Raw genomic sequence first — 26,059 nt, 5'->3', positions numbered from 1 at the left:
GTCATCGTCAAGCACCTATACCGAAAACCCCCAGCCTCGAAAGAGACTGGGGGTTTTCTTTTGCGGACGGAAAATAGGGGCATGAGAAGGGCGTAGAAAACGTGCGATCTCCGCCTTCCTCTAGGCTCACGCATTACAAGCTTGCGCGCTTGGATGTGCGTTCACAGACATCAAATCCAGAGCAGCATCACTATGGCCGCGCCCATTTCTGCAACGTGCTGGACGTACCTAAACTGGCGTTGTAGACGGTTTCGGTTGAGTCGTCGGCTCGCGTCAAAGCACGGGGGAACGATTGCTTTAGAAAGCATGTGCGTACACAAGCCCATCGTAGGAGCGCTGCTGCCAAGATATTTTAATAGGCGCGACAGTACCGCTGATTTCGCAAGTACGCGGCAGAGAGAGGGCAACCCGACATGGAAAAGCTGCTGCATTCAGTTTGATAAGTGACTGTTACTAAAACCCGACCGGCGCGGATCATTGCACACGGCGCTATCGCGCGAGAGGCTCTGTAAGAGGGTCGAAGGGCACTAAATACACATAGCGAGGTTGGCGTGGAACGGGTTCCGACAAGTTAGCTACGGCCATTCTTCGGGAGCGGTGTCACGGGGTGAGCCTCTGCGTAACCCGAAGCCCTGGAGTGCATTCCTGTTCAAGACTGCCACGACTCACAAGCAGCCAGACCAGTAGGCCGATCGGAAGAGGAATTGAGAAAATTATAGGAATAAAAAAAGGCCCACATTGCTGTGGGCCTTGATATGTATGGTGCCGGCACCAAGAGTCGAACTCGGGACCTACTGATTACAAGTCAGTTGCTCTACCAACTGAGCTATACCGGCAACGGCGGCCATTATAGCGTCAGAAACGGCGCTGTAAACCTCTGTTTTCACTCATCAATGTCCGCCACCTGAAGCCGCGCCTGGTTTTCCTCCGAACGGAGGGCGGGCGAACCATATGAGAAAGAACAACCCCATGAAGGCCCAGGCCAAAAGCCAGAAATAGTCGATGGTGGAGAGCATGTACGCTTGGGTTTCCACCATTCTGTCGAGCATAGCAGCGTTTTGGCCGGTGACGCCTCCCAGGGTGTCGATGGTATCGCGGGTTGCAGGATCATAGAGGCTGACGTGTTCCGTCAGCGTGGCATGGTGATAGGTCGCGCGGCGATCCCAGATCCAGGTCGTGAGGGAGGCGGCAAAGCTACCACCCAGGGTGCGCAGGAACGTGGCGAGGCCTGAACCATCGGGGATGAGCCGCTGGGGCAAGTCGGACAGCAGGATGCTGAGCACCGGCATGAAGAAAACGGCGATGCCGATTCCCATGAAGAGCTGTACCAACGCGATATGCATGAAGTCGACATTGGTATTGAAACCTGCGCGCATGTAGCAGCTTGCGCCAATGATGAGGAAGGACGATCCAGCGAGTAGGCGCAGGTCGAAATGGTGGGCATAGCGGCCCACGAGCGGTGAGAGGAAGATCGGAAGTACTCCAATCGGCGCCGCGGCAAGCCCGGCCCAGGTCGCGGTATAACCCATCTGTGTCTGCAACCACTGCGGCAAAATCAGGTTGATGCCGAAAAAGCCGGCGTAGCCGCCCACGAGGGCCAGCGTGCCCACCGTGAAGTTGCGGTTGGCGAAGAGCTTGAGATTGACGATCGGGTGCTTGTCGGTGAGTTCCCAAATCACGAACACCGCGAGCGCGATGACGGAAATGAGCGTCGCGACGATGATGAAGTTCGATTCGAACCAATCGAGATCATTGCCTTTGTCGAGCACAACCTGAAGCAAACCGACGCCGATGATCAAGGTGCCGAGGCCCACATAATCCATCGGTTGACGTTGGGTCGTTTCAGGGCGTCCGCGCAGTTGTTGATAGACCACGGCAACGGCAAACAGGCCGATCGGAATGTTGATATAGAAGATCCAGGGCCAGCTGTAGTTGTCCGTGATCCAGCCCCCGAGGATCGGGCCGGCAATGGGCGCGACGACGGTAACCATCGCCAGCAGCGCCAGCGCGAGCCCCCTTTTGGCGGGCGGGTAGATGGAAATCAGCAGGGCTTGAGTAATCGGGTACATCGGCCCGGCCACGAAACCCTGTAGGGTACGGAAACCGATCAACAGCCCCATGGAATGGGCAAGCCCGCAGAGCAGCGAGGCAATGACGAACAGGAGCGTCGCGCCCAGAAACAAACGCACCTCGCCGAAGCGACGGCTCATCCAGCCCGTTAGGGGGAGAGCGATCGCATTACTCACCGCAAAGGAGGTAATGACCCAGGTCCCTTGTTCAGCGCTGACAGCCAGGTTACCGGCGATCGTCGGCAACGCGACATTCGCAATTGTGGTATCCAGCACCTGCATGAACGTCGCCAGCGACAGGCCAATCGTCGCCAGCACCAGACTGGGAGGGCTGAAGGGTTTGCTCTGGCTCATGACTCAGCGCGCCGCCGCCTGGGTGGGCGCTGCCGAATTGTCGCGAATTAGCCGCGCGATCAGTTCGTCCGCTTCTTGCAGTTGCTGATGGTAGATATCCGTGGAAAAGGCCGGCTGCTGTGGCGCCATTTCCGCAAGGGCAGAGCCATCGGTGTCATGAATATCCACCGTGACCAGCATCGACAGGCCTATGCGTAGCGGGTGGGCTTTCAAATCATCTGCATCGAGACGAATGCGGACCGGCACCCGCTGAACGATCTTGATCCAGTTGCCGCTGGCATTTTGCGCAGGTAGTAACGAGAACGCGCTACCGGTGCCGACTCCCAGGCTCTCCACCGTGCCACGGTAGGTGATGTCATCTCCATACAGGTCGGCATGGACTTCTACCGGTTGACCAATGCGCATGTTGCGCAGCTGAGTCTCCTTAAAGTTCGCATCCACCCAGACTTGATCGAGCGGAATGATCGCCATCAACGCAGTGCCCGGTTGAACGCGATTGCCGAGCTGGACCGTACGTTTGGCGACATACCCGCTCACCGGTGCAAGGACACGGCTGCGCGCGCTGTCGAGGTAGGCTTGGCGCAGATTAGCGGCCGCGGAACGTACATCCGGGTGATCGGCGATGTCGGTTTGGTCGATCAGCGCGCGGTTGGTGTTGAGTTGCTGTTCGGCGCTGCTCAGCGCGCTTTGTGCCGAGGCAAGCTCGTCTTTGGCGTGCGCGAACTCTTCCTGCGAGATGGCTCCGCTCTTGGCCAGCTTTTGCCGTCGGTTGTAGTCGCTACGGGCTTTTTCCAGGGCGACTCGACGAGCCGAGACGTCGGATTTATACGCATCGACATTGCTGAACAAACCGCGCACTTGGCGCACCGTCTTGGCCAGCGTTGCCTCCGCGCTTTGCTGGCGGACCTCCGCATCGCTCGGGTCGAAACGTACGAGTTCTTGGCCAGCCTCGACGCGATTGCCGTCGTCTGCGCCGATGCTGATCACTGTGCCTGTGCTCATCGGCGTAATCTGCACGACGTTGCCATCGACATAGGCGTCATCGGTGGATTCGTACCAGCGGGCGTGCAGGTAGTAATACGCTGCGTAGGCTGCTGCCCCGATTAAAACGATGAGGAAAAGACCCATCAGGAAAGCCTTGCGCCGTCCGTTACCGGGCTTCGCGTTCTGCTGCTCATCGGGCGTGGAAGTCGTACTGTTCATTGTGGGTCCGCTCACTGCGCGTATTCGTTCATGGCGCGACTGTCGGCATCTGCCTCGAAGCCGCCACCAAGCGCCTGGACCAGCAGGACGCTGGTATCGATCTGGTTTTGCTGGAGTTTTGCAAGCGAACGTTCGGCTTGCAGGAGCTGTTGCTCGATGCTCAGTGCGTCGAGGTAGTTGCCGATGCCTGAGCCGTAGCGCTGCATGGCCAAGTCATACGAGCTGCGTGCGATGTCTCGAGCGCGCTGCTGCTCGGCGATTTGCTGTTGCAGGGCGCGCAGGCGCGTGATCGCTTGGCTCGTATCCGCTAGAGCGCTGCTCAGCGTGCCGTTGTACTGCGCCACGGCAACGTCGTAGTCGGCGTCGCGCCCTGCGAGATCCGCTCTGCGGCGACCGCTATCAAATATCGGCAACGACAATGCTGGGCCTACGCTCCAGAAGCGACTCGGCGCGCCGAACAGTGCGTCACCGAGCAGCGAGTGCGTGCCGGCACTGGCAGTCAGGTCCAGGTTTGGATAAAAACGCGCTTTGCTGGCATCGATGCTGCGGCTGGCGGCCTCGACACGCCAGCGGGCGGCGACGATATCGGGTCGCCGGCCCAGCAATTCAGCGGGAAGTCGGGACGGTAGGACCAGCGCAGCGGGATGTAATACCTGAGGTGCCGCGAGGTTTTGCGTGCGATCCGGTCCCTTGCCAAGTAGCGCGGCGAGTTGGATCCGCGCCTCGGTGACCATTTGGTTCGCAGCAGTGGCCTGACTGGCGGATGCCGAGGCGAGGCTTTGCGTTTGTTGCAGTTGGTACTGACTGTCCAGCCCGGCGTCAAAGCGTTGTCCGCTGAGATCAAGCATTTGCCGGGTTCGCGTCACGTCTTCGCGCGTCACGCGCTGGGCGGTATGGGCATAGGCCAGCGCGCTATAGGCGCGCGCCACGTTGGCGGACACCGTGAGTCGGGCGGCTTGGCGATCCACTTCGGCGGCTTTGGCCTGGCCGAGAGCCGCTTCCCAGGCGGCACGTTTGCCGCCCCAGAGATCGAAGCTGTAGGTGAAGCCGAGACTCAAACTGCGCAAAGTGCTCAGGCGGTCGCCTTGGCCCGTGGGATCATCGACCCGCGACAGGCGTGAACGCGTTACCGAGCCATCGGCTTCGATGTTGGCCCCGCGCTCGGCATCGTACTGCTCGGCAACCGCAAGCGCCTGGCGTGCGCGGGCATCCGCGATTGCGAGATCCGGACTGTCGCGCAGCGCTTCTTCGATCAAGGCATCGAGCGCTGGATCGCCGAGACCTTTCCACCAATCGGAATGCGGCCAGCCTGCTGGCGAAAGCGGAATAGCGGCCAGCGTTTGCGTCGATTGCAAAGTGTTCTTGTCCTGGAGCGTGCCTGAAGGCGTAAGGCCCTGCCAATTCGCACAGCCGGACAGCAACAACGCCAAGAGCAGCGGAAACGGCTTCAATTTCATGAGCAAGCCACCGACTGCAGCGCATAGGGGCGATCGGAAGCTGCAAGAATCTTGCGCAACAGCGCTTGCAGGGTGTCGAGTTCGGTAGCCTCCAGGCATCCGACCAGTTGATTGCTGGCGTGCGCGGCGATCTCTGGAAGACGTGCGAAGAGGATGCGGCCGCTCTCGGTCAATGCCAGACGAATCGTACGGCGGTCACGCTCACCGCGTTGGCGCTCGATGAGACCTTTACGCTGTAAACGGTCCAGCATCCGGCTGACGGAGCCGCTATCGATGGACAGCGCCCGGCAAAGATCCATGGGGGTATCCGCCCAGCCTTTACCAATCATCAGTACGACTTTGAACTGCGCCGCAGTGATCTCCTCTTCGACGAGCAACCCGTCAATGAGGCGATCCTTATACTGATTGGTGAGGCCTAGCAGGTGTCCGATCGACCCTAGGGCTACGAACGTCTCAGGCTTGAAATGCTGCATTTGAAATATCTGCTTAGGCAGGAATTTCGCGCAGTCTAGGGAAGATGTATCAAAATGTAAGGCCGAATTAAACAACAATCCGTTGCTTCGTTGTGGGCTGTTTCCCTAATCGTCCCGCTCCGCGAGCAGCATTACATTGCGCGGCGTTACGTCTGGCGGGCAGAAAGTACCAATGTTGACGCGATAGCCGTGCTCACTAAGAAGCAGCGCGCGATCCAGCAGCAGCCACATTTCCAGTGGACGCCGGAACAGCCCGCGTACCAGCTCCAGGTTGCGCACTTCGGCCAAACGTTCCCAGCCCGCCGTCTCCAGCGCTTGCCAGTCGATCTGCGGCGGTAGCTCGATCCCTTTGCATTCGGCCAGATGCGCACAGAACGCGGATAGCGGCTGCTTCAGCCAGCAAGTGTCCAGCGAAGGGGTGGGCAAATACGCGTCGACGCCACGCAATCTTCGTTGGAGCAGATCGAAAGCCAGGCGGCGGGCCATCGATTGGTCGCGCTGCTGGCGCACACGTTGGCCGGCGGTGACGGTTTCGGTCATGGGCAAGCCGAGATCTTTGCGATCCAACTGCAACGCTGAGGCTTTGCCTCTTTGCGAGAACGGTACGTACACGGTTGCGTTCGTGCGGTTGTAACAGCAGGGCGCAACAGCCAAGGCGGGCACGTTAGCCGTGCAGGCATGCTGGATAAGCGTCGTATGAAGGTCACCGCAGGCGTGCAACGCGACAGGTGTTGTGTCGTGACCGAGATGTCGCAGAACATCCGCTTGAAGCACGTCTTGCTGAATATGGCTCGCTTCGATCAATCCGTGGCGCTCACTGAGCGCTTGCCCATCCGCCACCAGTTGTGGGTCATGTTCCAAGGCGGTCAGCCGGCTTTCTTTCCCCGCCAGCACGCGTCCAAGGTGCCCTTTGCCCGCGCACCAGTCGAGCCAATGCGAAGGCGCATGCTGAAACGCCAGATGCCCGGCGAAGGCCTGGATTTGCGTCCATTTGCGTCCAGGTACATCGACCGATAGTCGATTGGATACCGCGTGGATCTGCTGACTAGGCAGGGGACCGAGAGCCGCCAGCTGTAAAGCCTGCGAGGCCCATTCTCCGAAGGGAGCAGGTGCGTTCAGCTCATGCGGGGTCGTGTGTTGGGCGTCGGCTTCCGCCAGCGAGCGGCACCGGAGCCAGGCGGACAACTTGGGATGTGTGCGCTCCCATGACAATTCCCGCTCGGTGAACGGGGCAGGGCGCCAAAGGGATTGATGCGCGACGAGGAATGCGTCTAGCGCAGAGAAACGCGCTTCCAAGTCTTCGTTCGTGAGGTATCGGTCGGCCACCGGCGTGTGCTCGTGTTCGCTGCCCGGGCCCGCAGTCGCGATCGGGTATTCGAGACGAACGTGCGCAGCGCAGAGGCCTTCCTCGCTGCGCGGTTCGTCAGCGTGAGTTGTAGGTCGCGTCCACCCGCAGCCATTTCTCGATCAGGCGGAAAACGCCCACAAGAACGAACGTAATGACCAGGTAGATCATGCCGGCTGCGAAGAAGATCTCCACGGGCATGTAGGTTCGCGCAATGATCGTGCGAGCCATGCCGGTGAGGTCGAGCAAGGTGATGGTCGACGCCAACGCGCTCGCCTTGAGCATCAGGATCACTTCATTGCTATACGCCGGCAAGCCAATACGGGCGGCGCGTGGAAGGATGATGTGAACCAGCGATTGCGCCCGCGACATGCCCAGCGAGCGGGCCGCTTCGACTTCTCCGGCTGGAACGGCTTGAATGGCCCCACGGAGGATCTCGGCGATGTAGGCCGCCGTGTGCAGCGTCATGGTGATTGCCGCGCACCAATACGGATCGCGCAGATAGGGCCAAAGTGCGCTCTTACGCACGGCCTCGAATTGCGCCAGGCCATAGTAGATGAGGAACAGCTGTACCAACAGCGGGGTGCCACGAAAGAAAAAGATGTAGCCGTAGGGCAAGGCGCGGATGTACAGGTTGCGCGAGGCGCGGGCGATGCCCATCGGCAACGCGAGGATCAGGCCTGCAATCACGGCAATCGCCAGCAGTTCGAGGGTCAGCACTGCACCTTCGAGCAAGCGCGGCAGCCATTTGATGATGATTTCCCAATTCACGTCAGGCCCTCCGGATGCCGCGAGAAGCACGCTTCTCGAGGAAGTACAGGCCTACCATGGCGACGCTGGTCAGGCTGAGATAGATGAGGGCGGCCACAAGATAGAACGTGAACGGCTCCTTGCTGGAGGTCACGGCGATCTGCGAGCGGCGCATGATTTCCTCTAGGCCGATGACGGAAACCAGAGCCGTGTCCTTCATCATGATCATGAACAGGTTGCCCAGGCCGGGCAGCGCGACGCGCCACATCTGCGGCAACACCAGGCGCCAGAGGATACGGCCACGGGACAGGCCAAGGGCCATGCCCGCCTCGCGGTGGCCTTTGGGGATCGCCAGGATCGCCCCGCGAAACACTTCGGTCGCATAGGCACCAAAGCAGATGCCTAGCGCGATGACACCGGCGGCGAAAGGGCCGAGCTCGAGGTTCATGCCCAGCGCCTCGCCAAGCGCGCGCATCAGGTTCACCGAGCCGAAGTAAATCAACAGCACCCAGAGCAGTTCGGGAATCCCGCGTACCAGGGTCGAATAGACATTGCCGATCCAGCGCAATGGCGGATAGGGGGAAGTCTTGGCCAGGGCGCCGAGCAAACCCAGGACGAGACCTAACGCCAGCGCACACAGCGCCAACTTGATCGTCATCAGGGTGCCAGCTACCAGGGCCGGGCCAAAGCCGTAGAGGTCAAACATCATGGAAACTTATCGGTAGGGTCGACCGCCGCCGGGGCGGCGGTCGCAGGCATCAATAGATGCTGAAGGGGAAGTACTTTTCGTTGATCTTCTTGTAGGTACCGTCGTCGACGATCTCTTTCAGCGCAGTATTCAGACGCTCACGCAACGGGTCGCCCTTGCGTACGGCGATGCCCATCTTGTCGTTATCGACGACCGGGTCACCCTTGAATTCGAAGTCCTTGCCAGCGTCGCTTTCGAGCCACTCGTACTGCACGAAGGCATCTGCCAACACGCCGTCGATGCGCCCGGAAGTAAGGTCGAGGTAGGCATTCTCTTGGGTGTCGTAGAGCTTCACATCGACGTCACCTGCCATGTTGTCTTCCAGCCAGGTTCCCGCGATCGTCGCGCGCTGTGCGCCGATGACCTTGCCCTTTAGGCTTGCCTTGTCGGCCTTGAAATCGGCGCTCTTAGGGGCTACGAACTGAAGCTTGTTGGTGTAGTAGGGATCGGTGAAGTCGACCGCATTCTTGCGCTCTTCCGTGATGGACATGGACGCGACCAGGAAGTCGAACTTCTTCGCGTTCAGCGCGGGGATGATGCCGTCCCAGTCGGACGTGACGACTTCGCACTCGACTTTCATCTTGGCGCATAGCGCGTGGGCGATGTCGAGGTCGAAGCCAACGGCCTGGCCGCTGGCGTCGATCAGGTTGAAAGGAGGGTAGGCACCTTCGGTACCGATCCGCAGCTTCTCAGCAGCATTGGCACCCGCAGCGAAAGCCAGGGTCGCGGCTGCTGCCAGCAGCATCTTTTTGTAGTGCATGGTTTTGCTCCGTTAGCGATTGCTGGACATGAACTGTTTGCAGCGTGCCGATATCGGCGCGTCGAAGACCTGTTCGGGCGGTCCTTGTTCTTCGACCAAGCCCTGATGCAGAAAGACCACCTCGCTCGACACGTTGCGGGCGAAATTCATTTCGTGCGTGACCAGAAGCATGGTCCGTCCCTCTTCGGCGAGGGAGCGGATCACACTTAGTACTTCCTGGACCATTTCCGGGTCGAGGGCCGATGTGGGCTCATCGAACAGGATGACTTTGGGTTGCATGGCTAGCGTACGCGCAATCGCCGCGCGTTGCTGTTGGCCACCAGACAGTTGCGCTGGATATGCATGTTTCTTGTCAGCAATTCCAACCTTCGCAAGTAGGGCTTCGGCGCGCTCGTTGGCTTCCGCCTTGGACAGCTTGAGCACACGTCGCGGCGCTTCGGTGATGTTGTCCAGCACCGACATGTGCGGCCAGAGGTTGAAGTTCTGGAACACGAAGCCGATTTCGCTACGCAGTCGATTGATCTGGTTATTGCTGGCGGCGACAAGATCACCGTCCTTCCCAGGTTTCAGCTTGAGCTCTTCACCCGCGACATAGATCTGACCCTGATTGGGGTTTTCCAACAGGTTGATGCAGCGCAGGAAGGTCGATTTACCTGAGCCGGAAGAGCCGAGGATCGAAATGACATCGCCATCGCGGGCCGTCAGGGAAATGCCTTTGAGAACCTCGAGCTGGCCGTAGCGTTTGTGCAAATCGCGAATTTCAAGCGCTGGGGTGGCCTCGGCCATGGAGCTTCCTCTTGAGTACGAACGGCGTTGCGGTGTCACGCCGGATTCTGGCTACGGCTTTTATCAGAGCAGCATAGCTTCAATGTGAGCGCGCAACGCGCTTGGAACTGGAAGTGCTGCCGCATGGGGCAGGCGCACTACCGTCTTGTGTCTAAAAGGCGAACCGCAAGTGGTGAGCCATGCGAACCAGCGGGTGGCTTTCAAACGCCTGTTCGGCGGCGCGCACGCTACCACGCGATGCGCTATGAGCCAAGCTAGCAAGGATCGGTCCAAACGCCCGGCGATAAACGGTGTCGCCTCATCGATCCCAGGTGTCGCGATAGTTTAAATGTTCTAGTTGCGTTTGAGGCGCACGAGGTGCGCTGCCAGCAGATCGGCTTTACGCGCGAATCGTTTTGGTGCGTCACCAGACACATTTTGCAAGCCCTCCAGGCGCCTGCCAGCTGCGAGTGGCAGAACCTTGGCCGTCCGCAAAAAGTCAACTTTGATGCCTTCGCCCGACCGGCCCTGCGAAGGGAAACGCAAGGGAGGGCGCATGCCGCTGATCAAATTGCTGCACATCTCCGCGCTGATTTGCTGGTGTGGAACGCTCTTGTACCTACCGGCGCTGGTTGCTGCTGGTACTCGGCGCAGCGACGATCTGTTCTACCGCGACCATGCGCACCTGACGCGCATGGTATTCACATTGATCGCGACCCCGGCCGCACTGGTCGCGATCATCTCCGGCACAGCATTGTTCTTTATCTATGGCCTGTTCGAGCTATGGCTGATCTTCAAGCTGGCGGCGGTGACCGGCCTGGTGCTGTGCCATGCGCTCTTCGGCGTGCTCATCCTGCACATCGAGCGTACGCCGGAAAAGTCCATTGCTGCGCGATGCACGGCGATCGGTCTGTTTGTCGTTGGACTGATCGGACTGACGCTGTGGCTCGTACTCGCCAAGCCGTATTAGTGGGAATTGCCTACCAGATGAATGTTCTCCCGCCGCGGCGTTCTACGTCAGCTTTGATCGATATCGACGCCCACGCCATGTTCGTAGACGAGCCTGCCGCCCAAGTAAGCGGCCAGCGCTATGAGTGCCGCCGTGAGCAGGGTGATGAAGAAGCCCCAGCGTTCGAGCGTCTCGCCGGGTGCCTGATAGCGCAGCAGCCAATTCAGCGAGGCCAGGGACAGCATCATGATGGCGACGATCGCGTGGCACCAGGCCGTGATCTTCCGGCGGATATCGGCCACGAACACCAGGTCCACCATGCCCGCGAGGCTGGCAATACAGCCGCCGAATGCGCCGATGCCGACGAGCCAAAGGCTTGCACGCTCCCAAAAAGGGTCCGCCGTCCAGAGGAACGCTGCATCGGTCGCCACGAGAAATATCAGTGCGGCGACAGGGAAGTGAATCAGCATCGGGTGCAGGGGATGGCCGGCAATAGCAGCCTTGCTGTCCGGCCATTCGGGTTGGGTGGACGCCATGGAGTGCTCCTTCTTGGGCAATCGGTCACAAAAGTGCGCTCGTTGCAGTGGACCATCCTTGGAGCAGCAACGTTTCCTGGGTTGATGGGGTGCGAGGGGCCTCAATCCATCGTCGATCCGGCGGGGCCGATTGCGCGTGAGGTCACGGTACTCTGGTGGGCGATGCTTGCGTTCAGCAGCGTCGTGCTGTTCGTGGTCACCGCGCTGTGGATCTACGCGATGAATCGGGCGCCGCGTGAATACGCCGCGGATCAGGAAAAGCGTATTCACCGCCGCTGGATCGTCGGCGGAGGGATCGTGCTACCCGGCGTCAGCGTCGCGCTGCTCCTTTGGTTCGGCATTCCGGCGGGGCATCGCATGTTGCCGTTGCCAGTCGAAGGCCAGCAGCCGTTGCGCGTGGAGGTGATCGGCCATCAGTGGTGGTGGGAGGTGCGTTATCCCGAAAGTGGCGTGACGACGGCCAACGAACTGCATATACCGGCAGGTCGGCCGATCGATGTCGAGGTTTCCAGCGCGGATGTGGTGCATTCGTTCTGGGTGCCGCGCTTGGGCGGCAAGGTCGATATGTTCCCAGGCATGACCAACGTGGTGCGCCTGCAAGCGGACGAGCCTGGGCGGCATCGCGGGCAATGCGCGGAGTTCTGCGGTACCGAACATGCGCACATGGTCTTCTACGTGACGGTGCACGACGACGCGGGATTCGCGGCCTGGCAGGAGTCGATGCAACCATGACCGACAAGCCCTGCACCGACCCACAGCAACTGCATGACGAATTTAACGATGTCTGGGGGAATCCACGCGGCTGGCGTGCGCTGACTATCGTCAATCACACGACCATTGGCTTGCGCTTCCTCATCACAGGCAGTGCGTTCTTCGCGTTCGGCATCCTGCTGGCGATGCTCATGCGGATCCAGCTGGCCTTCCCTGGACACACGTTTCTCGACGCGGATACCTACAACCAGGTGTTCACGATGCACGGCACCGTGATGATGTTTTTATTCGCCGTCCCCATGATGGAAGGATTGGCTGTCTACCTCATCCCGAAGATGCTCGGTGCGCGTGATCTGGTGTTTCCGCGGTTGTCCGCGCTCGGTTACTACTGCTATCTGTTCGGCGGTTTGATTCTCGTGTCGAGCCTGTTTCTCGGCATCGCGCCGGACGCAGGCTGGTTCATGTACACGCCGCTGTCGAGCGCGACGTACTCGCCTGGACCGGGCTCGGACATCTGGTTGATTGGCGTCACGTTCGTAGAGATTTCGGCGGTCAGTGCGGGCATCGAGCTCGTGGTGTCGATTCTGCGGACCCGTGCCCGAGGCATGGCCTTGAACCAGATGCCCATCTACGCCTGGTACATCCTGACGATGGCGATGATGATCGTGATCGGTTTCCCGCCACTGATCCTCGGCAGCATCCTGTTGGAGCTCGAACGCGCGGTCGGTATGCCGTTTTTCGACGTGACGCGTGGCGGTGATCCGATCCTTTGGCAGCACCTTTTCTGGCTGTTCGGGCATCCCGAGGTGTACATCATCTTCCTGCCCGCAGCGGGCATTGTTTCCACGCTGCTACCGGTGTTCTCGCGGCGGCCGCTGGTGGGCTACTCCTGGGTTGTACTTGGCGTGCTGGTGACCGGCTTTCTCAGCTTTGGGCTCTGGGTGCATCACATGTTCACCATCGGCATTCCGCACCTGGCGCAGGCGTTCTTCAGTGCGGCGAGCATGTTGGTGGCCATTCCTACCGGCGTGCAGGTATTTGCGTGGATCGCGACGTTGTGGCTAGGCCGCCCAGTGTTTCATGTGCCGATGCTCTGGCTGGTGGGGTTTCTCTTCATATTCGTCTGTGGCGGGCTGACGGGCGTGATGCTGGCATTGGTCCCGTTCGACTGGCAGGTCCATGACACGCACTTCGTCGTCGCGCATTTCCACTACGTGCTCATTGGCGGGATGTTTTTCCCCTTAATGGCGGGGCTTTACTACTGGTTGCCGCACTTCTCCGGCCGTATGCCTTCGGTCACGCTCGGTTGGTGGGGGTTCTGGCTGGTGTTCATCGGCTTCAACCTGACGTTTCTGGTCATGCACTGGACCGGGCTGATGGGCATGCCACGGCGGGTTTACACCTATGAGGCGGGCCTCGGGTGGGACGTGCCCAACCTAATCTCGTCCATCGGTAGTTTCGTCATGGCGATCGGGCTCGGCACGGTGCTGCTCGATATCGTGCTGCACTATCGTTTCGGCAAGGCCGCCAGGGAGAACCCCTGGAACGCGGACACGCTGGAGTGGGCGACGAGCCTGCCGCCCAACCCCTACAATTTCGTCAGCCTCGCGGATGTTCACGACCGCCATCCATTATGGAATGACCCCGACCTGCCACGCAGCATGGCGCATGGTGAGCACGCGCTGACCGTGATCGACCATGGTCGCCGGGAAACCTGGGGCGTCGACCCGCTGACGGGCAAGGCGCGGGAAATCATTCATTTGCCGGGTAACAGCTGGCTACCCTTCATCAGCTCGGTGCTTATCGCAGGCGTGTGCCTGAGCCTGCTGTTCGGCATGTACACGCTGGCTGCCGTGTTCGCGGTTGCCACGCTGATCGTGCTGTTTCGCTGGAGCTGGGAGAACGGCGCGCACCCTGCAGCGGCGCCCGACGCCAAAACGCAGCCCGGAGAGCCGCCCTTGCATTCGCGCACCTTCGACGGCCCCGGCCTTTGGGGGATGGGCGTGACGTTGCTCTCCAATGGTGCACTCTATCTTTCGTTGCTCTTCGGTTGGTTCTACCTTTGGACGGTGTCGCCCAACTGGCAGGTGCCGGATGGGCCTGTGTTCGACGCGTCCTTGTTGCTCGCCAGTGGGGCGGTGCTGGTCGTGGCGGTGCTTTGGCAGCGGCAGGTCAAGAGGCGGCTACGCCAGGGCCTCGACGACGGACTGGCGTTAAGGTTCGCCGGCATTGCGCTGCTGGGTTTACTCCAGACCGGTTTGATCCTTTGGTGTCTCCTGGCGAGCGACCTACAGCCGACCGTAACGGCGCACGATGCAGTCATCACGTTCATGCTGACTTACAACCTTGTGCATGGCGCGCTCGTCGCCATCTCGTGTGGCCTCCAGGCATTACGCGTGCGTTTCGGCTATGTGAATGCCGCGTCGCCCTACGAGCCGCTGGTGATCGAGCAGCTCTGGTACTACAACCTTGGCGTCTACTGGACCACGTATATCGCGTTGGTCCTCTTCCCGATGACATGGGGAGTGAGCTGATGCGTTCGTTGCGATCGCCCTACAACCCTATTCAGCTTACCGTCGGCATCTTCATCTGGAGCGCGTGGTTCATCCTGCTGTATGGAGGGCAATCGGTGGTTTGCGCGCATTTTCCCCCCGACCCCGCCAGCGGGCCCTGGAATGGGTTGAGCCTTGCGCTGGTGCTTTTTGCCTTGCTGTCGGCGGCGCTGCTGGGCCTATTGACGTGGATCTCCGTACGCGCGGCCAGGGAGCGCTCCGCTGAGCCCTGGGAGCGCTTCGTTGCTTTTGTAGCCGCCGGTGTGAATGGCGTTTCCGCGCTTTCAATCCTGTTCATCGCTACGCCGATCCTGAGGTTGCCACCGTGCGTATGACGCTTGCCCTGCTGGTTTTGCTGACCCACTCGAGTGCTGCACATGCGCATGGATTGTTCGACGGGCATTTGATCGAACGAGTGCCCGTGATCGCCAGCGCGATCCTGCTTGCGCTGGCCTGGGGGTTGTACGTCCTCGGGGCGAAAAAGGTTCGCCCGCATGGATGGGAGCCGTTCTGGATGCACCTGGCGATGCTGCTTGCCGTGTTTTCGGCCTTCGGACCGCTCGATGAATGGGCCGAATCCAGTACCGCATGGCATATGGTGCAGCACATGCTCTTCATGATCGTCGTTGCACCGTTGTGGGCGCTGGCGCGGCCATTACCGCAATGGCGCGCGGTGTGCGGTGACGTGTTACAGCCGCTATGGCGGGCAATCTTGCGAAGCGGGCGCTACCCGGTAGCGGTGGCGATGGTCCACGGCGCGTTGATATGGATCTGGCACACGCCCAGCCTGTACCTGCTCGCACTGGATAACCTGTGGTGGCACATGCTCGAACATGCGTGCTTCCTTTTCAGCGCCTGGCTGTTCTGGTGGGCCTGCCTGCGTTCGCCGCGCGCGCTGATGCCGCAGGCACTGATGGCTCAACTGCTGACGCTGATGCATACGGGGCTGCTCGGCGCGCTCCTGACTTTCTCCAGGCAATCGTTTTACGGATCGGACCGAGTGTTGGAAAGTCAGCAGATAGCGGGATTGCTGATGTGGGTGCCAGGGAGTGTCGTTTATCTAGCGGGCTGTAGCTGGATCATCTGGCGTTGGTTGAAGTTGAAGTAGCGGCAGGGACGAATCGAAGCGACAGGTCGATAGTTCTACCCGCTCACGTCCCTTCCCGTAGGAGCCCACCGGTGGGCGATCTGCTTTCAACTACACATCTAAATTCAACTGCGCGGAAGCAACGTGGTTCGAGAAAGCATCGCGCGTCTACCAGCACCCGGATAGCGTCGTGCGGGAGCAGGGCAATTAATTCATCCAGCGCGCGCCGAGCGCCTGAACATCCACAGGGTGTCCGATAAAGCAGTCCGCATCAGACGTTTTTCAACGCCGTTTCCTTGTGCATCGCCACATGGTCGGTCTTGTCGCTTTTTACCTCGTATTGAGGCTCGTCCTCCGATGCATGACGGTTGCGGCCCTTGAACATGGTATCGCTCGTATGGACTTTCGTGACAATGCCGCGCACGTGACCAGCTTCTGAATTCCAGGTTAGGTGATCGCCTTTCTTGAATTTGTGCGCCATGAGAAGCCCCTTCCCCGAGAGTGGGTGTAAGCGGTGGACCGCGGGTAGGGCTTCAGGGTTTGACTGAATCGAAAAGAAGAGACGAATCGAGCCGCAGGGGCGCAGCGGACGTGCCCGGCCAGTAACCGTGCTGTCCTGCTGACCAAAAGTACGATAACGCATTATTTTTCAGGCAAAGAAAAGCCCGCTAAAGAGCAGGCTCAAGGGATCTCACACACCATCGGAGTGCCGGATGGGGCCGGCGATTTGAAGACTACGCCCCCGGATGTCAAAGGCTCGTTCTGCCGATGTGAATATTTCGTTCATACGCATCGTCATGCGATCGGCTGTAACGCTCACCCCTGTATTCCTTTGAATTTCAGGGGGATCAGATTTGCAGGCACAAAAAAACCGGCTCATTGGCCGGTTTTTTTGTTTCCAGAACAGCGTTGCGACTGTTCTGGATATTTATTTGGTGCCCAGGGACGGAATCGAACCGCCGACACGGGGATTTTCAATCCCCTGCTCTACCAACTGAGCTACCTGGGCAACGGGGCGCCATTAAACGGATTTGCTTTTGATGTGTCAAGCGCCCTTCGAAAAAATATTGAATGAAGTCGGGCGGTTACGTCCGCTCACTCGCTCGGTGGGACGTAGCCGTCAGCCTGCGCGTACTCTTCGCCCGAAAGGAACTTGTCCATTTCGGCTTGCAGAAACTTGCGATCGTCGGCGTTCATCATGTTTAAGCGGCGCTCGTTGATGAGCATGGTCTGGTGTTTCTGCCATTCATCCCAGGCTTGTTTGGATACGTTGTCGTAGATGTCCTGCCCTTTGGCGCCGGGGTAGGGCGGGCGGTCCAGGCCTGGTAGGTCCTGCTTGTGCTTGCGGCAGTGGACGGTGCGGCTCATGTCGGCTCTCCTGCTTTCGATTCTTCTGCGGCGCGCTTCAGTAGCTTCTTGACCGGGGCGGCCAAGCCGAGGCGCGGCGGGGTGGCGAGGTTATACCAGAGCCAGTCCGCTTCGGTCACGGTGGATGGCGGCTCTTCCAAGGCGATGAGCCAGGGCTCGATGGCGAGCTGGAAATGGCTGAAGGTGTGAATGAGTACAGGCAACGGCTGACGCTCGCCAAGCTGCAAGCCGAACCGATCGGCGAGGGCGCCCAAGCTTTCGGGGCCGTCTACCTCCGGCAAACTCCAAAGGCCACCCCAGAGTCCCGCGGACGGGCGCCGATACAGCAGTACCTCGTTCTCGTCGCTGAGGAACATGGGCATGAGCGTGCGTTTTTGCGGCAGCGTCTTGCGTGGCTTGGGTACTGGGAAGTCGGTTTCGCGGCCGAGCATGTGCGCTTCGCAGCCTCGCTCCAAAGGGCATAGCAGGCAGCTCGGGCGGCTGCGCGTGCAGAGCGTCGCGCCCAGGTCCATCATGGCCTGGGTGTAGTGGTTGACGCGTTCATGGGGTGTCAGCGCTTCGGCCAGGTCCCATAGGCGTGCGGCGACTTTCGGCTCGCCTGGGTAACCGGTTTGCGCCGAGTAACGGGCGAGCACGCGCTTGACGTTGCCATCGAGAATCGGCGCCCTCAAGCCCATGGACAGGCTGGCAATGGCGCCGGCGGTAGAGCGGCCGATGCCGGGAAGTTCGCATAATGCCTCGACGCTTTTGGGAAACTCTCCATCATGCTGCGCGACGACGGCCTTGGCCGTCTTGTGCAGGTTTCGCGCGCGGCTGTAATAGCCAAGGCCGGTCCACAGGTGCAGCACTTCGTCTTCCGGTGCCTCTGCCAGCGCCTGTACCGTCGGCAGGGACTCCATGAACCGGTCGAAGTAGTCGAGTACCGTGCTCACCTGAGTTTGCTGCAACATGATCTCGGAGACCCATACGCGATAGGGCGTAATGCCCTGCTGCCACGGTAGGTCCTTGCGCCCGTGGCGGTCATACCACGCGAGGACCGCCGGGGCGAACTGCTGAGGGGTCATCGATTGAACAGCCCCTTGAGGGCGTCGCGCAGCTCTGGGCTGACCTTGTCGCCCAGCTTCTCGTCGATCTTTTCCTCGAGTTTGTTACCCGCAAGCTTCGCCGCGACCTTGCCCATGCCTTCCTGGTCGATCCGGCACGCGCGGGCACCCAGCTCAACGGGGCCGCGGCAACGCAACGGCCATTCGATCCCCACGTAGCGCTCGTTCACGGTGCATGCCGGGTCCGGCATCTCGCGCTGGTCCCCATCGATGACGATGCCGACGCGGTAGTCCATGCCCATGACACGCAGGTCCAGGTCGCCGTTGCCGTTGACCGTCAGGCCGGGAATCCGCGCGCGCAGGTCGGGGTTGTTCGCCACGCCGTTACGTACGTTCAACGCGCCTTTCAGTTCACGAAACGGGGTGTCCTTGCTGCGCGGCTCGCCGGCGAGGTTTTCCCGATTGAGGAGTGCGATGCCGCGGCAAAGCTGCTGCTCAAGGTTCGCATCGACCAGCACACCATCATTGAGCAGGAAGTTCGCATTCCCGTTCAGCGCCTCAACCCAGGCCCGCTCGCTGTTGCCGCTGGTGGTAAAAGCCAGGTTCAGATCCAGCGCACCCTTGAGCGGGGAGGGCTGCTCCTCTTTCTGCAGGAAGCGCTCGACTGGAACGCCTGAAGTGGAGGCCTTGAGGCTCAGCTGAGGTTGCGCCGGTCGTACATCGACACGTGCGCTGCTCTGAAAATCACCTCCGTCCAGGCTGCCCCGCAGGTTCTGGATCTGCAGGTCGCCGTCGTTGGCCGAGCTGCGAAGGCTGACGCCTTCCATGGGAATCTTCTTGACTGTCAGCTTGCCGAGGTCGAGTGCTACCTGCATGTTGAGTGTACGCAGGCGATCGATCGGCAATACCGGCGCATCGCTCCAGGCCTGCTCGCTTGGCTTGTCGGGAAGCGGCGTGGTGCCAGCACCGCCCGTGCTCTGCGCCACCGTGGCCTGACGTTGTTTGCGCGCGGCATCGTCCTCGCTAGGGGGAAGATAACGGTCCGCGTCCAGTTGGTCGCCTTTCAGCTGTAGACGGAGCGCTTGTTTCTGCAGATCGGTTACGGCGACGTTGCCCGTAAGGCTGCTGCCATCCAGGCCAAGCTTGAGCTCGTCGAGCGTAACGCTGTTGGTGGAGCCCTGCAGGCGCGTCGTCATTTCGAATCGGCTAAGAGCGTCCGCCGCGGCCATTTTCGGAAGTTCGATTCCGACACTGTCGAGGAATGTGCGCAGGTTCAGCTCGGCGATGGAAAGTGCGCCTTCGATCTGCGGATCATTTTCCAGCTGGCGAACCCGAAAGTCTCCCAGCGCCCGTAGGTCGTTGGCAGAGAGCTTCATGTTCGTCCATTCGGCAATCTGCGCCGCGCGGTCGACCAGAAGCTGGCCTTGCGTAGAGAAATTGATGGCTTTGCCATTGAACGGCTCGCCGGAAATATCGCCGGTGACGGATGCGTTATCCAGCTGGTAGCGCTCCAGTGCTCGGTCGAAGCGCAGTTCACCGGAAATCTCTGCTTGCGAACGGGTGACGGGTTTTGCGGTGCTCAGGTGGAAAGACATCTTCAGCGGGATGCTGCTGCCTTCGCGAATGGCGCCAGTCGACACTTCGATACCTTCAGCTGCGAATTGCTGGCCGCTGCGTACGTCGTGGTAGTCGATGCGGGAGTCATTGACAGTCAGGCTGTCGATGTCGAGCTTTAGCGGGCTGCCGCTGCGTGTACTGTTCGGTTGGGTTTGGGCCGGTGTCGATGCGGGCTCGGGCTGAACGTCGGCTGAGGCCGTCGCGGGCCTTCCGACATTTTCCCAATTGCCGTGTCCTTTCTCGTCGCGCTGTAGCGTGAGGTCCAGGCCCTGTACGCGGATGTCGCTCATCTCGACTTCCTTGCGCAGTAAAGGCAGCACGCGCACGGAAAGTCCAATCATCTGAAGGTTGGCAAACGGCTTTTCAGGGGTAGTGGCGCTGGCGAGCGTCGCATCATGCAGTTCGATGCCTAGCCACGGAAACAGGCTCCAGCCGATGTCGCCTCTTAGGTCCAACTCCAGGTTGGCCTTGTCCCGCGCGATCTGCTTGATTTCGTCCTTGTAGTCGTTCGGGTCAAAGAAGTGGGTCAGCGCGAAGCCGAGGGCGACCAGTATCAGTAACAGTCCGAGGAATACCAGGCCAAGGATTTTGCCGAACGCTTTCATGGATAAGTCCTTGATGAAGAAGGCGGTAAAAAGGCAGAAGTATACGCCTCCTGCCTTGGCCCGGCTGCTCGATCAGAACGCGCCGGCTACCCGCTCCGCAATCGCAAGACTCGCTGTGAGCCCCGGCGATTCGATGCCGAATAGGTTAACCAGCCCAGGCAGGCCGTGTATGGCGGGAGTTTGGATGATGAAGTCGGCAGCCGGTTCCCCAGGGCCAGACAGCTTTGGGCGGATACCGGAATAGCCAGGCGTGAGGCGTGCGGTATCCAGGCCTGGAAAGTAGCGGACAATGGCGTCAGCAAAAGGCATTCGCAACGCGTCGTCGACGTGATAGTCGAGTTCGCCATCGAGGTAACGGACGTCGGGCCCGAAGCGAACCTGGTTACCGAGGTCGAGCGTGGCATGTACGCCAAGGCCGGCGTTGTTCGCCTCGGGCATCGGATAGATCAGGTGTTGGAAGGGGGAGCGGCCACTGTAGGAAAAATAGCGGCCCTGACACCAGTGAATGGCGGGTATGTGCTCCGGGGCAAGCCCTTCGGTGCGGTGCGCCAGTTGCTGGGCGAACAGTCCACCGGCGTTTATCACGCGCGCCGCTTTCAAGCTGAAGGCTTCACCGCCGCTAACGACATTGACGACCCAGCCATCGCTGGCCTGCGCCATGGATTCAATCCGGGTGTCGAGTACCAGTTGTGCGCCTTGCCGTTCCGCCGCGGCAAGCAGGGATTCCATAAGGGCATGACTGTCGATGATCCCTGTGCTGGGCGACAGCAGCGCTGCCACGCCTTTGACTGCGGGTTCCATTTCCGCAAGGCGCGCGCTGCTGACTGGGGTGAGGTTGTCAACGTTGCTCGCGGCAGCGTTTTCGGCCAGTTTTTCCAGCTTCGGGATTTCCGCTGCTTCGACCGCCACCAGCAGTTTGCCGATCCGGCGGTGCGGAACGGCATGCTGTTCGCACCACGCATAGAGGCGTTCACGCCCTTCCAAGCAAAGTTCGGCTTTCAGTGAGCCGGGGGCGTAGTAAATACCCGCATGGATCACTTCGGAATTGCGGCTGGAGGTATGGCTGCCGATCAGCTTTTCCCCTTCGAGAATCAGGGTGCTGGTGCCTGGTCGTGCAAGTCGCGCTGCGCAGGCAAGGCCAAGTACACCAGCACCTACGATCAACGTATCAACGGTATCCATCGGCTAGCAGCTCCTTTGCGCCTGGGAAAAATTGCGCTGATGACACGCGCAAGATGTTCGAAGAGTGACAATTTGTGTGACACATTGCCCAACTGTGTTCGCTTCAGCGGGGTGCGGCACTCGCCTTAGAGAGACGGGCATGAAATCGGTTCAACCGATCGTCCTGAAATTCAGAACGTCCAGCGCGATCGAATGGGGTGTATTGGCCATGTGCTATCGCTGGAGATGCCCGTAGAATCAGGCCTGAAGGGCGCTGATAGATGTCGTCAATTGATTGATAAATATAGGAAAATCGCAGCAAGTAACGTGCTTTTTCGGTGCTAGTGCGGTTGAATGTCGCACCGCGGCGCGCTCCTTGCAGACGCCTGCGTGCTTTGCCAGACATTAAATCAAGAAGGGCATCATGACGACCATCACCTCCCCTATGGACGGTGCCTCCGGACCGAGCTTTCTGTCCAAGGAACGCACCATAGCCCGCCCGGGCTTCAATCGCTGGCTCGTGCCGCCAGCGGCACTCGCTATCCACCTTTGCATCGGTATGGCCTATGGCTTCTCGGTGTTCTGGTTGCCGCTGTCTAAGGCAATCGGGATTACCGCACCTGTCGTATGCGCTCCGGAAATGGGCTTCATCGAGCAGATGTTCGCGGCTGGCTGTGACTGGAAAATTTCCATGCTCGGCTGGATCTACACGCTGTTCTTCATCTTCCTAGGCTGCTCGGCTGCCATTTGGGGTGGTTGGCTGGAGCATGCTGGCCCGCGTAAAGCAGGCCTGGTGTCGGCGTTCTGCTGGTGCGGCGGCCTGCTGATTTCAGCGCTCGGTATCTACACGCACCAGATCTGGCTGATGTGGCTGGGCTCAGGTGTGATCGGTGGTATCGGCCTGGGTCTGGGCTACATCTCGCCGGTATCGACCCTGATCAAGTGGTTCCCGGATAAGCGCGGGATGGCCACGGGTATGGCGATCATGGGCTTCGGTGGCGGTGCGATGGTGGGTGCTCCGCTGGCCACCGCGCTGATGGGCCACTTCGCCACGCCGACCAGCGTCGGTGTGTGGGAAACCTTCGTCGTGATGGCGGTGATCTACTTCATCTTCATGGTGGGTGGCGCATTGGCTTACCGCGTACCGCCAAGTGGCTGGAAGCCCGAGGGCTGGACACCGCCGGTTGCCAAGAAAAACAACGCGATGATCACCAAGGGCCACGTTCATGTCAGCGTTGCGAGCAAAACGCCGCAGTTCTGGTTGGTCTGGGCTGTGCTCTGTCTGAACGTATCGGCCGGTATCGGCATCATCGGTATGGCCTCTCCGCTGCTGCAAGAGGTCTTCGGTGGCCGCCTGTTGGGTAATGGCCTGGCGTTCGGACAGCTCGATGCAGGTCAGCTGGCGCAGATCGCCGCGATTGCCGCGGGCTTCACTGGTTTGCTGAGCTTGTTCAACATCGGTGGCCGTTTCTTCTGGGCCTCGTTCTCGGACAAGATTGGCCGTAAAGCGACCTACTTCGTGTTCTTCGCTCTGGGCTTCGTCCTGTATTCGCTGGTTCCTTGGACCGGTCACCTGGGCAGCGTCGCGGTGTTCGTACTGGCGTTCTGCATCATCCTGTCCATGTACGGTGGTGGTTTCGCAACGGTACCGGCCTACCTGGCTGACCTGTTCGGCACCCAGATGGTCGGTGCGATCCACGGTCGTTTGCTGACTGCCTGGGCTGTCGCTGGCATCCTGGGTCCGGTACTGGTGAACTACATCCGTGAATACCAGCTCTCCATCGGTGTTGCGCGTGCCGCGTCCTACGACATCACGCTATACATCCTGGCTGGCCTGCTGGTGCTGGGCTTCATCTGCAACCTGCTGATTCGTCCGGTCGATCCGAAATACTTCATGACCGAAGAGCAGTTGGCTGCCGAACGTGCGCACGGCGAAAAGAACGCGCCTGCCGCCGAAGAGCAGTCCTGGTCGCCGGCGCCTTCCACTAAGCCATTGGCTATTGCCGCCTGGCTGGTCGTAGGTATCCCGCTCGCGTGGGGTGTGTGGATTACGCTGCAAAAGACAGCAGTACTGTTCGGCTAATCGTCGAGCTGTTTGTCAGAAGGGGCGCCGACTATCGGCGCCCCTTTTTTATGTCCGCGCGATACGCAGATGTGCGGGATGGGGATGAGCCTTCTATAATGTCGCCCCTTTCGCTCAATGATCCGTGGAGCTGGTGATGGCCGAACGTACGGCATCCGTCGAACGCAATACTCTAGAAACCCAGGTCAAGGTCTCGATCAACCTGGATGGCAGCGGCAAGGCGCGCTTCGCTATCGGCGTTCCTTTTCTGGAGCACATGCTTGATCAGATTGCTCGACACGGGTTGATCGATCTTGATATCGAGTGCCAGGGCGACCTTCATATCGATGACCACCATACGGTGGAGGATGTCGGCATCACGTTGGGGCAGGCCTTCGCAAAGGCGATTGGCGACAAGAAGGGTATCGCTCGCTACGGTCATGCGTATGTCCCGCTCGATGAAGCACTGTCGCGTGTCGTAATCGATTTCTCCGGCCGTCCGGGCCTGCAGATGCAGGTGCCCTACACGCGCGCATCCGTGGGGCGCTTCGATGTCGATCTTTTCCAGGAATTCTTCCAGGGCTTCGTGAATCATGCATTGGTGACGTTGCACATCGATAATCTGCGCGGGCATAACACGCACCACCAGATCGAAACCGTCTTCAAGGCCTTTGGCCGTGCGCTACGTATGGCGGTCACCCTGGACGAGCGCATGGCCGGCCAGATGCCGTCTACCAAAGGGACGCTCTAATGGATACCGTCGCCGTCATCGACTATGGCATGGGTAATCTGCATTCGGTTGCCAAGGCGCTCGAGCATGCCGGGATTGCCCGCGTCGTCGTGACGGCTGATCCGGCCATCATTCGTGATGCAGATCGCATCGTGTTGCCTGGGGTTGGCGCCATTCGTGATTGCATGGCCGAAATTCGCCGGCTCGGGATCGACGAACTCGTGCGCGAGGTTGGGCGTGATCGCCCGTTTCTCGGCGTATGCGTCGGAATGCAGGCACTGATGTCGCGCAGTGAAGAGAACGGCGGCGTCGATTGCATTGGCTTGTTTCCAGGCGTGGTGAAGCGTTTTCCGGACGGTATGACGGAGGAAGGCGAAGCGTTGAAGGTCCCGCACATGGGCTGGAACGAAGTCGCACATGTCATCGAGCATCCACTTTGGCACGGCATACCTGACAATAGCCGCTTCTACTTCGTCCACAGCTATTACATCGAAGCGGAAAGCCCGCGGCAGATTGCAGGACGCGGCCACTACGGGCTGGACTTCTCGGCAGCGCTGGCAGATGGCTCGCGCTTCGCGACCCAGTTCCATCCTGAAAAAAGCGCGGAATATGGGCTGCGCCTGTACCGCAACTTCCTCACTTGGGATGGGCGCTGGTAATGGCGCGGCGGCGGACGAAGCCGGTCATCGAACTGGATCGTCAGCAAACCGAAGCGCTCGCGCGAAGTGTCGTGCAACTCTTGCATGACCGATTCGACACCGAATTGGGCGGGCTCGAAGTCGAGGAGTTGATCGACTTCATTGGCGCTGAGCTTGGTCCTCTGTACTACAACAAGGCGATTTTCGACGTCCAGGCAATGCTCAAGGACCGGTTCGAAAGTCTCGAAAGTGATGTCTGGGCGCTCGAAAAGAGCTGAGCCCGGCGGCTAAAGAAGGTTTTCCCATGCTTATCATTCCCGCGATCGACCTCAAGGACGGTGCCTGCGTAAGACTTCGCCAAGGCCGTATGGAGGATTCCACGGTGTTCTCCGATGACCCCGTTTCCATGGCCGCCAAATGGGTGAATGCGGGGTGTCGGCGTCTGCATCTCGTCGATCTCAACGGTGCCTTCGAAGGCCAGCCGGTGAACGGCGAAGTCGTCACCGCCATCGCCAAGCGTTATCCGCAGTTGCCCATTCAGATCGGCGGCGGCATTCGTTCGCTGGAGACGATCGAGCACTACGTCAAGGCCGGCGTGAGCTACGTGATCATCGGCACCAAGGCAGTTAAGGAGCCGGCGTTCGTAGCCGAAGCCTGCCGCGCCTTCCCTGGCAAGGTGATCGTTGGTCTGGACGCGAAGGATGGCTTCGTCGCCACCGATGGCTGGGCCGAAGTGAGCAGCGTTCAGGCGACCGATTTGGCCAAGCGTTTCGAAGCCGATGGCGTATCCGCCATCGTGTATACCGACATCGCCAAGGACGGCATGATGCAGGGTTGCAATATTCCGGCAACCGTCGCCTTGGCACGGGCCAGCCGCATTCCTGTGATTGCTTCGGGCGGTATCCACCACATCGGGGATATCCAGGCACTTCTGGATGCCGGTGAGCCGGGCATCATTGGGGCAATCACTGGGCGCGCCATCTACGAGGGAACGCTTGATGTGGCGGAAGCACAGGCGCTGTGCGACTTGGCATTCAAGCCCGTCTGACGCCCCCAACTGCGTGCGAGTGAACAGA

At 60.0% G+C, this 26,059-nt stretch carries 24 protein-coding genes, 2 tRNA genes and 1 pseudogene; 10 read left to right on the top strand and 17 right to left on the bottom strand.

Translation table 11 applies throughout. From position 1 onward, the window contains the following. Positions 1-760: 760 nt before the first annotated feature. From IEY47_RS03560 to IEY47_RS03515, 10 genes are all read right to left on the bottom strand, one after another. Positions 761-836, bottom strand: a tRNA-Thr gene (locus tag IEY47_RS03560). A 54-nt stretch (positions 837-890) separates the two neighbouring features. Beyond that, complete coding sequence (locus IEY47_RS03555) at positions 891-2,423, bottom strand: DHA2 family efflux MFS transporter permease subunit (RefSeq protein WP_188981747.1); 1,533 nt, start codon at positions 2,421-2,423, stop codon at positions 891-893. Between the two features lie 3 nt (positions 2,424-2,426). Beyond that, positions 2,427-3,626 carry an HlyD family secretion protein gene (locus IEY47_RS03550; RefSeq protein ID WP_188981746.1) on the bottom strand — a complete coding sequence of 400 codons (1,200 nt, stop codon included), beginning with the start codon at positions 3,624-3,626 and terminating at the stop codon, positions 2,427-2,429. An 11-nt stretch (positions 3,627-3,637) separates the two neighbouring features. Further along, positions 3,638-5,083, bottom strand: a complete 1,446-nt coding sequence (locus tag IEY47_RS03545) for an efflux transporter outer membrane subunit (RefSeq protein WP_188981745.1) — start codon at positions 5,081-5,083, stop codon at positions 3,638-3,640. Beyond that, positions 5,080-5,556: a MarR family winged helix-turn-helix transcriptional regulator gene (locus IEY47_RS03540; RefSeq protein WP_188981744.1), complete on the bottom strand. Its 477-nt coding sequence runs from the start codon at positions 5,554-5,556 to the stop codon at positions 5,080-5,082. The genes IEY47_RS03545 and IEY47_RS03540 overlap by 4 nt, the downstream gene beginning before the upstream one ends. Positions 5,557-5,661: 105 nt before the next feature. Then, positions 5,662-6,882, bottom strand: coding sequence for a methyltransferase (locus IEY47_RS03535; RefSeq protein ID WP_188981743.1), 1,221 nt, complete (start codon positions 6,880-6,882; stop codon positions 5,662-5,664). A gap of 97 nt (positions 6,883-6,979) precedes the next feature. Beyond that, entirely contained in the window at positions 6,980-7,672 is a 693-nt protein-coding gene (locus tag IEY47_RS03530) for an ABC transporter permease (protein ID WP_188981742.1), read from the bottom strand. Position 7,673: 1 nt separating this feature from the next. Next, complete coding sequence (locus IEY47_RS03525) at positions 7,674-8,360, bottom strand: ABC transporter permease (protein ID WP_188981741.1); 687 nt, start codon at positions 8,358-8,360, stop codon at positions 7,674-7,676. Between the two features lie 49 nt (positions 8,361-8,409). Continuing rightward, on the bottom strand, positions 8,410-9,159 hold the full coding sequence (locus IEY47_RS03520) for an ABC transporter substrate-binding protein (protein ID WP_188981740.1): 750 nt from the start codon (positions 9,157-9,159) through the stop codon (positions 8,410-8,412). A gap of 12 nt (positions 9,160-9,171) precedes the next feature. Next, a complete protein-coding gene (locus IEY47_RS03515; RefSeq protein WP_188981739.1) occupies positions 9,172-9,945 on the bottom strand; it encodes an ABC transporter ATP-binding protein in 774 nt (257 codons plus the stop codon). 535 nt (positions 9,946-10,480) lie between these two features. On the opposite strand from IEY47_RS03515, the gene IEY47_RS03510 reads away from it, so the two are divergent. Beyond that, positions 10,481-10,894, top strand: coding sequence for a CopD family protein (locus IEY47_RS03510; RefSeq protein WP_188981738.1), 414 nt, complete (start codon positions 10,481-10,483; stop codon positions 10,892-10,894). A 47-nt stretch (positions 10,895-10,941) separates the two neighbouring features. Here IEY47_RS03510 and IEY47_RS03505 read toward each other — a convergent pair whose 3' ends face one another. Further along, a complete protein-coding gene (locus tag IEY47_RS03505; protein ID WP_188981737.1) occupies positions 10,942-11,409 on the bottom strand; it encodes a DUF2231 domain-containing protein in 468 nt (155 codons plus the stop codon). Between the two features lie 129 nt (positions 11,410-11,538). Between IEY47_RS03505 and coxB the strand changes: the two are divergent. The 4 genes and pseudogenes from coxB to IEY47_RS03485 form a co-directional block, all read left to right on the top strand. Continuing rightward, positions 11,539-12,129: pseudogene (gene coxB / locus IEY47_RS03500) on the top strand (cytochrome c oxidase subunit II); the annotation flags it as partial. Positions 12,130-12,137: 8 nt separating this feature from the next. Further along, a complete protein-coding gene (gene ctaD, locus IEY47_RS03495; RefSeq protein ID WP_188981736.1) occupies positions 12,138-14,654 on the top strand; it encodes a cytochrome c oxidase subunit I in 2,517 nt (838 codons plus the stop codon). Further along, the gene (locus IEY47_RS03490; protein WP_188981735.1) at positions 14,654-15,007 is read left to right on the top strand and encodes a hypothetical protein; all 354 of its coding nucleotides are present in this window, start codon (positions 14,654-14,656) and stop codon (positions 15,005-15,007) included. Before ctaD ends, IEY47_RS03490 begins: the two co-directional genes overlap by 1 nt. After that, the gene (locus IEY47_RS03485) at positions 15,004-15,780 is read left to right on the top strand and encodes a cytochrome c oxidase assembly protein (protein WP_188981794.1); all 777 of its coding nucleotides are present in this window, start codon (positions 15,004-15,006) and stop codon (positions 15,778-15,780) included. The genes IEY47_RS03490 and IEY47_RS03485 overlap by 4 nt, the downstream gene beginning before the upstream one ends. 250 nt (positions 15,781-16,030) lie before the next feature. Here IEY47_RS03485 and IEY47_RS03480 read toward each other — a convergent pair whose 3' ends face one another. The 6 genes from IEY47_RS03480 to IEY47_RS03455 all read right to left on the bottom strand — a co-directional run bounded on the left by IEY47_RS03480 (position 16,031) and on the right by IEY47_RS03455 (position 21,574). After that, positions 16,031-16,240, bottom strand: a complete 210-nt coding sequence (locus IEY47_RS03480; protein ID WP_188981793.1) for a hypervirulence associated TUDOR domain-containing protein — start codon at positions 16,238-16,240, stop codon at positions 16,031-16,033. Between the two features lie 452 nt (positions 16,241-16,692). Further along, positions 16,693-16,768: transfer RNA gene (locus IEY47_RS03475), tRNA-Phe, on the bottom strand. Between the two features lie 86 nt (positions 16,769-16,854). Next, complete coding sequence (locus IEY47_RS03470; protein ID WP_188981734.1) at positions 16,855-17,127, bottom strand: oxidative damage protection protein; 273 nt, start codon at positions 17,125-17,127, stop codon at positions 16,855-16,857. Beyond that, positions 17,124-18,191 carry an A/G-specific adenine glycosylase gene (gene mutY / locus IEY47_RS03465; protein WP_188981733.1) on the bottom strand — a complete coding sequence of 356 codons (1,068 nt, stop codon included), beginning with the start codon at positions 18,189-18,191 and terminating at the stop codon, positions 17,124-17,126. Before mutY ends, IEY47_RS03470 begins: the two co-directional genes overlap by 4 nt. Continuing rightward, the gene (locus tag IEY47_RS03460) at positions 18,188-20,392 is read right to left on the bottom strand and encodes an AsmA family protein (RefSeq protein WP_188981732.1); all 2,205 of its coding nucleotides are present in this window, start codon (positions 20,390-20,392) and stop codon (positions 18,188-18,190) included. Before IEY47_RS03460 ends, mutY begins: the two co-directional genes overlap by 4 nt. A gap of 72 nt (positions 20,393-20,464) precedes the next feature. Further along, positions 20,465-21,574, bottom strand: coding sequence for an NAD(P)/FAD-dependent oxidoreductase (locus tag IEY47_RS03455; RefSeq protein ID WP_188981731.1), 1,110 nt, complete (start codon positions 21,572-21,574; stop codon positions 20,465-20,467). 403 nt (positions 21,575-21,977) lie between these two features. On the opposite strand from IEY47_RS03455, the gene IEY47_RS03450 reads away from it, so the two are divergent. The 5 genes from IEY47_RS03450 to hisA all read left to right on the top strand — a co-directional run bounded on the left by IEY47_RS03450 (position 21,978) and on the right by hisA (position 26,031). Further along, positions 21,978-23,636 (top strand): OFA family MFS transporter, encoded by a 1,659-nt coding sequence (locus tag IEY47_RS03450; protein ID WP_188981730.1) that lies wholly within the window; start codon positions 21,978-21,980, stop codon positions 23,634-23,636. A 136-nt stretch (positions 23,637-23,772) separates the two neighbouring features. Next, a complete protein-coding gene (hisB, locus tag IEY47_RS03445; RefSeq protein ID WP_188981729.1) occupies positions 23,773-24,366 on the top strand; it encodes an imidazoleglycerol-phosphate dehydratase HisB in 594 nt (197 codons plus the stop codon). Continuing rightward, positions 24,366-25,004: an imidazole glycerol phosphate synthase subunit HisH gene (gene hisH / locus IEY47_RS03440; RefSeq protein ID WP_188981728.1), complete on the top strand. Its 639-nt coding sequence runs from the start codon at positions 24,366-24,368 to the stop codon at positions 25,002-25,004. The genes hisB and hisH overlap by 1 nt, the downstream gene beginning before the upstream one ends. Next, positions 25,004-25,261, top strand: coding sequence for a DUF2164 domain-containing protein (locus IEY47_RS03435; protein WP_188981727.1), 258 nt, complete (start codon positions 25,004-25,006; stop codon positions 25,259-25,261). Before hisH ends, IEY47_RS03435 begins: the two co-directional genes overlap by 1 nt. Before the next feature lie 26 nt (positions 25,262-25,287). After that, entirely contained in the window at positions 25,288-26,031 is a 744-nt protein-coding gene (hisA, locus tag IEY47_RS03430) for a 1-(5-phosphoribosyl)-5-[(5-phosphoribosylamino)methylideneamino]imidazole-4-carboxamide isomerase (RefSeq protein WP_188981726.1), read from the top strand. Positions 26,032-26,059: the final 28 nt, after the last annotated feature.

Origin of the sequence: Pseudomonas matsuisoli (assembly GCF_014647635.1) — a bacterium.
Taxonomy (GTDB): domain Bacteria; phylum Pseudomonadota; class Gammaproteobacteria; order Pseudomonadales; family Pseudomonadaceae; genus Pseudomonas_P; species Pseudomonas_P matsuisoli.
Note: the sequence above shows the minus strand (reverse complement) of the source record. Positions and strands in the feature narration are given on the sequence as shown.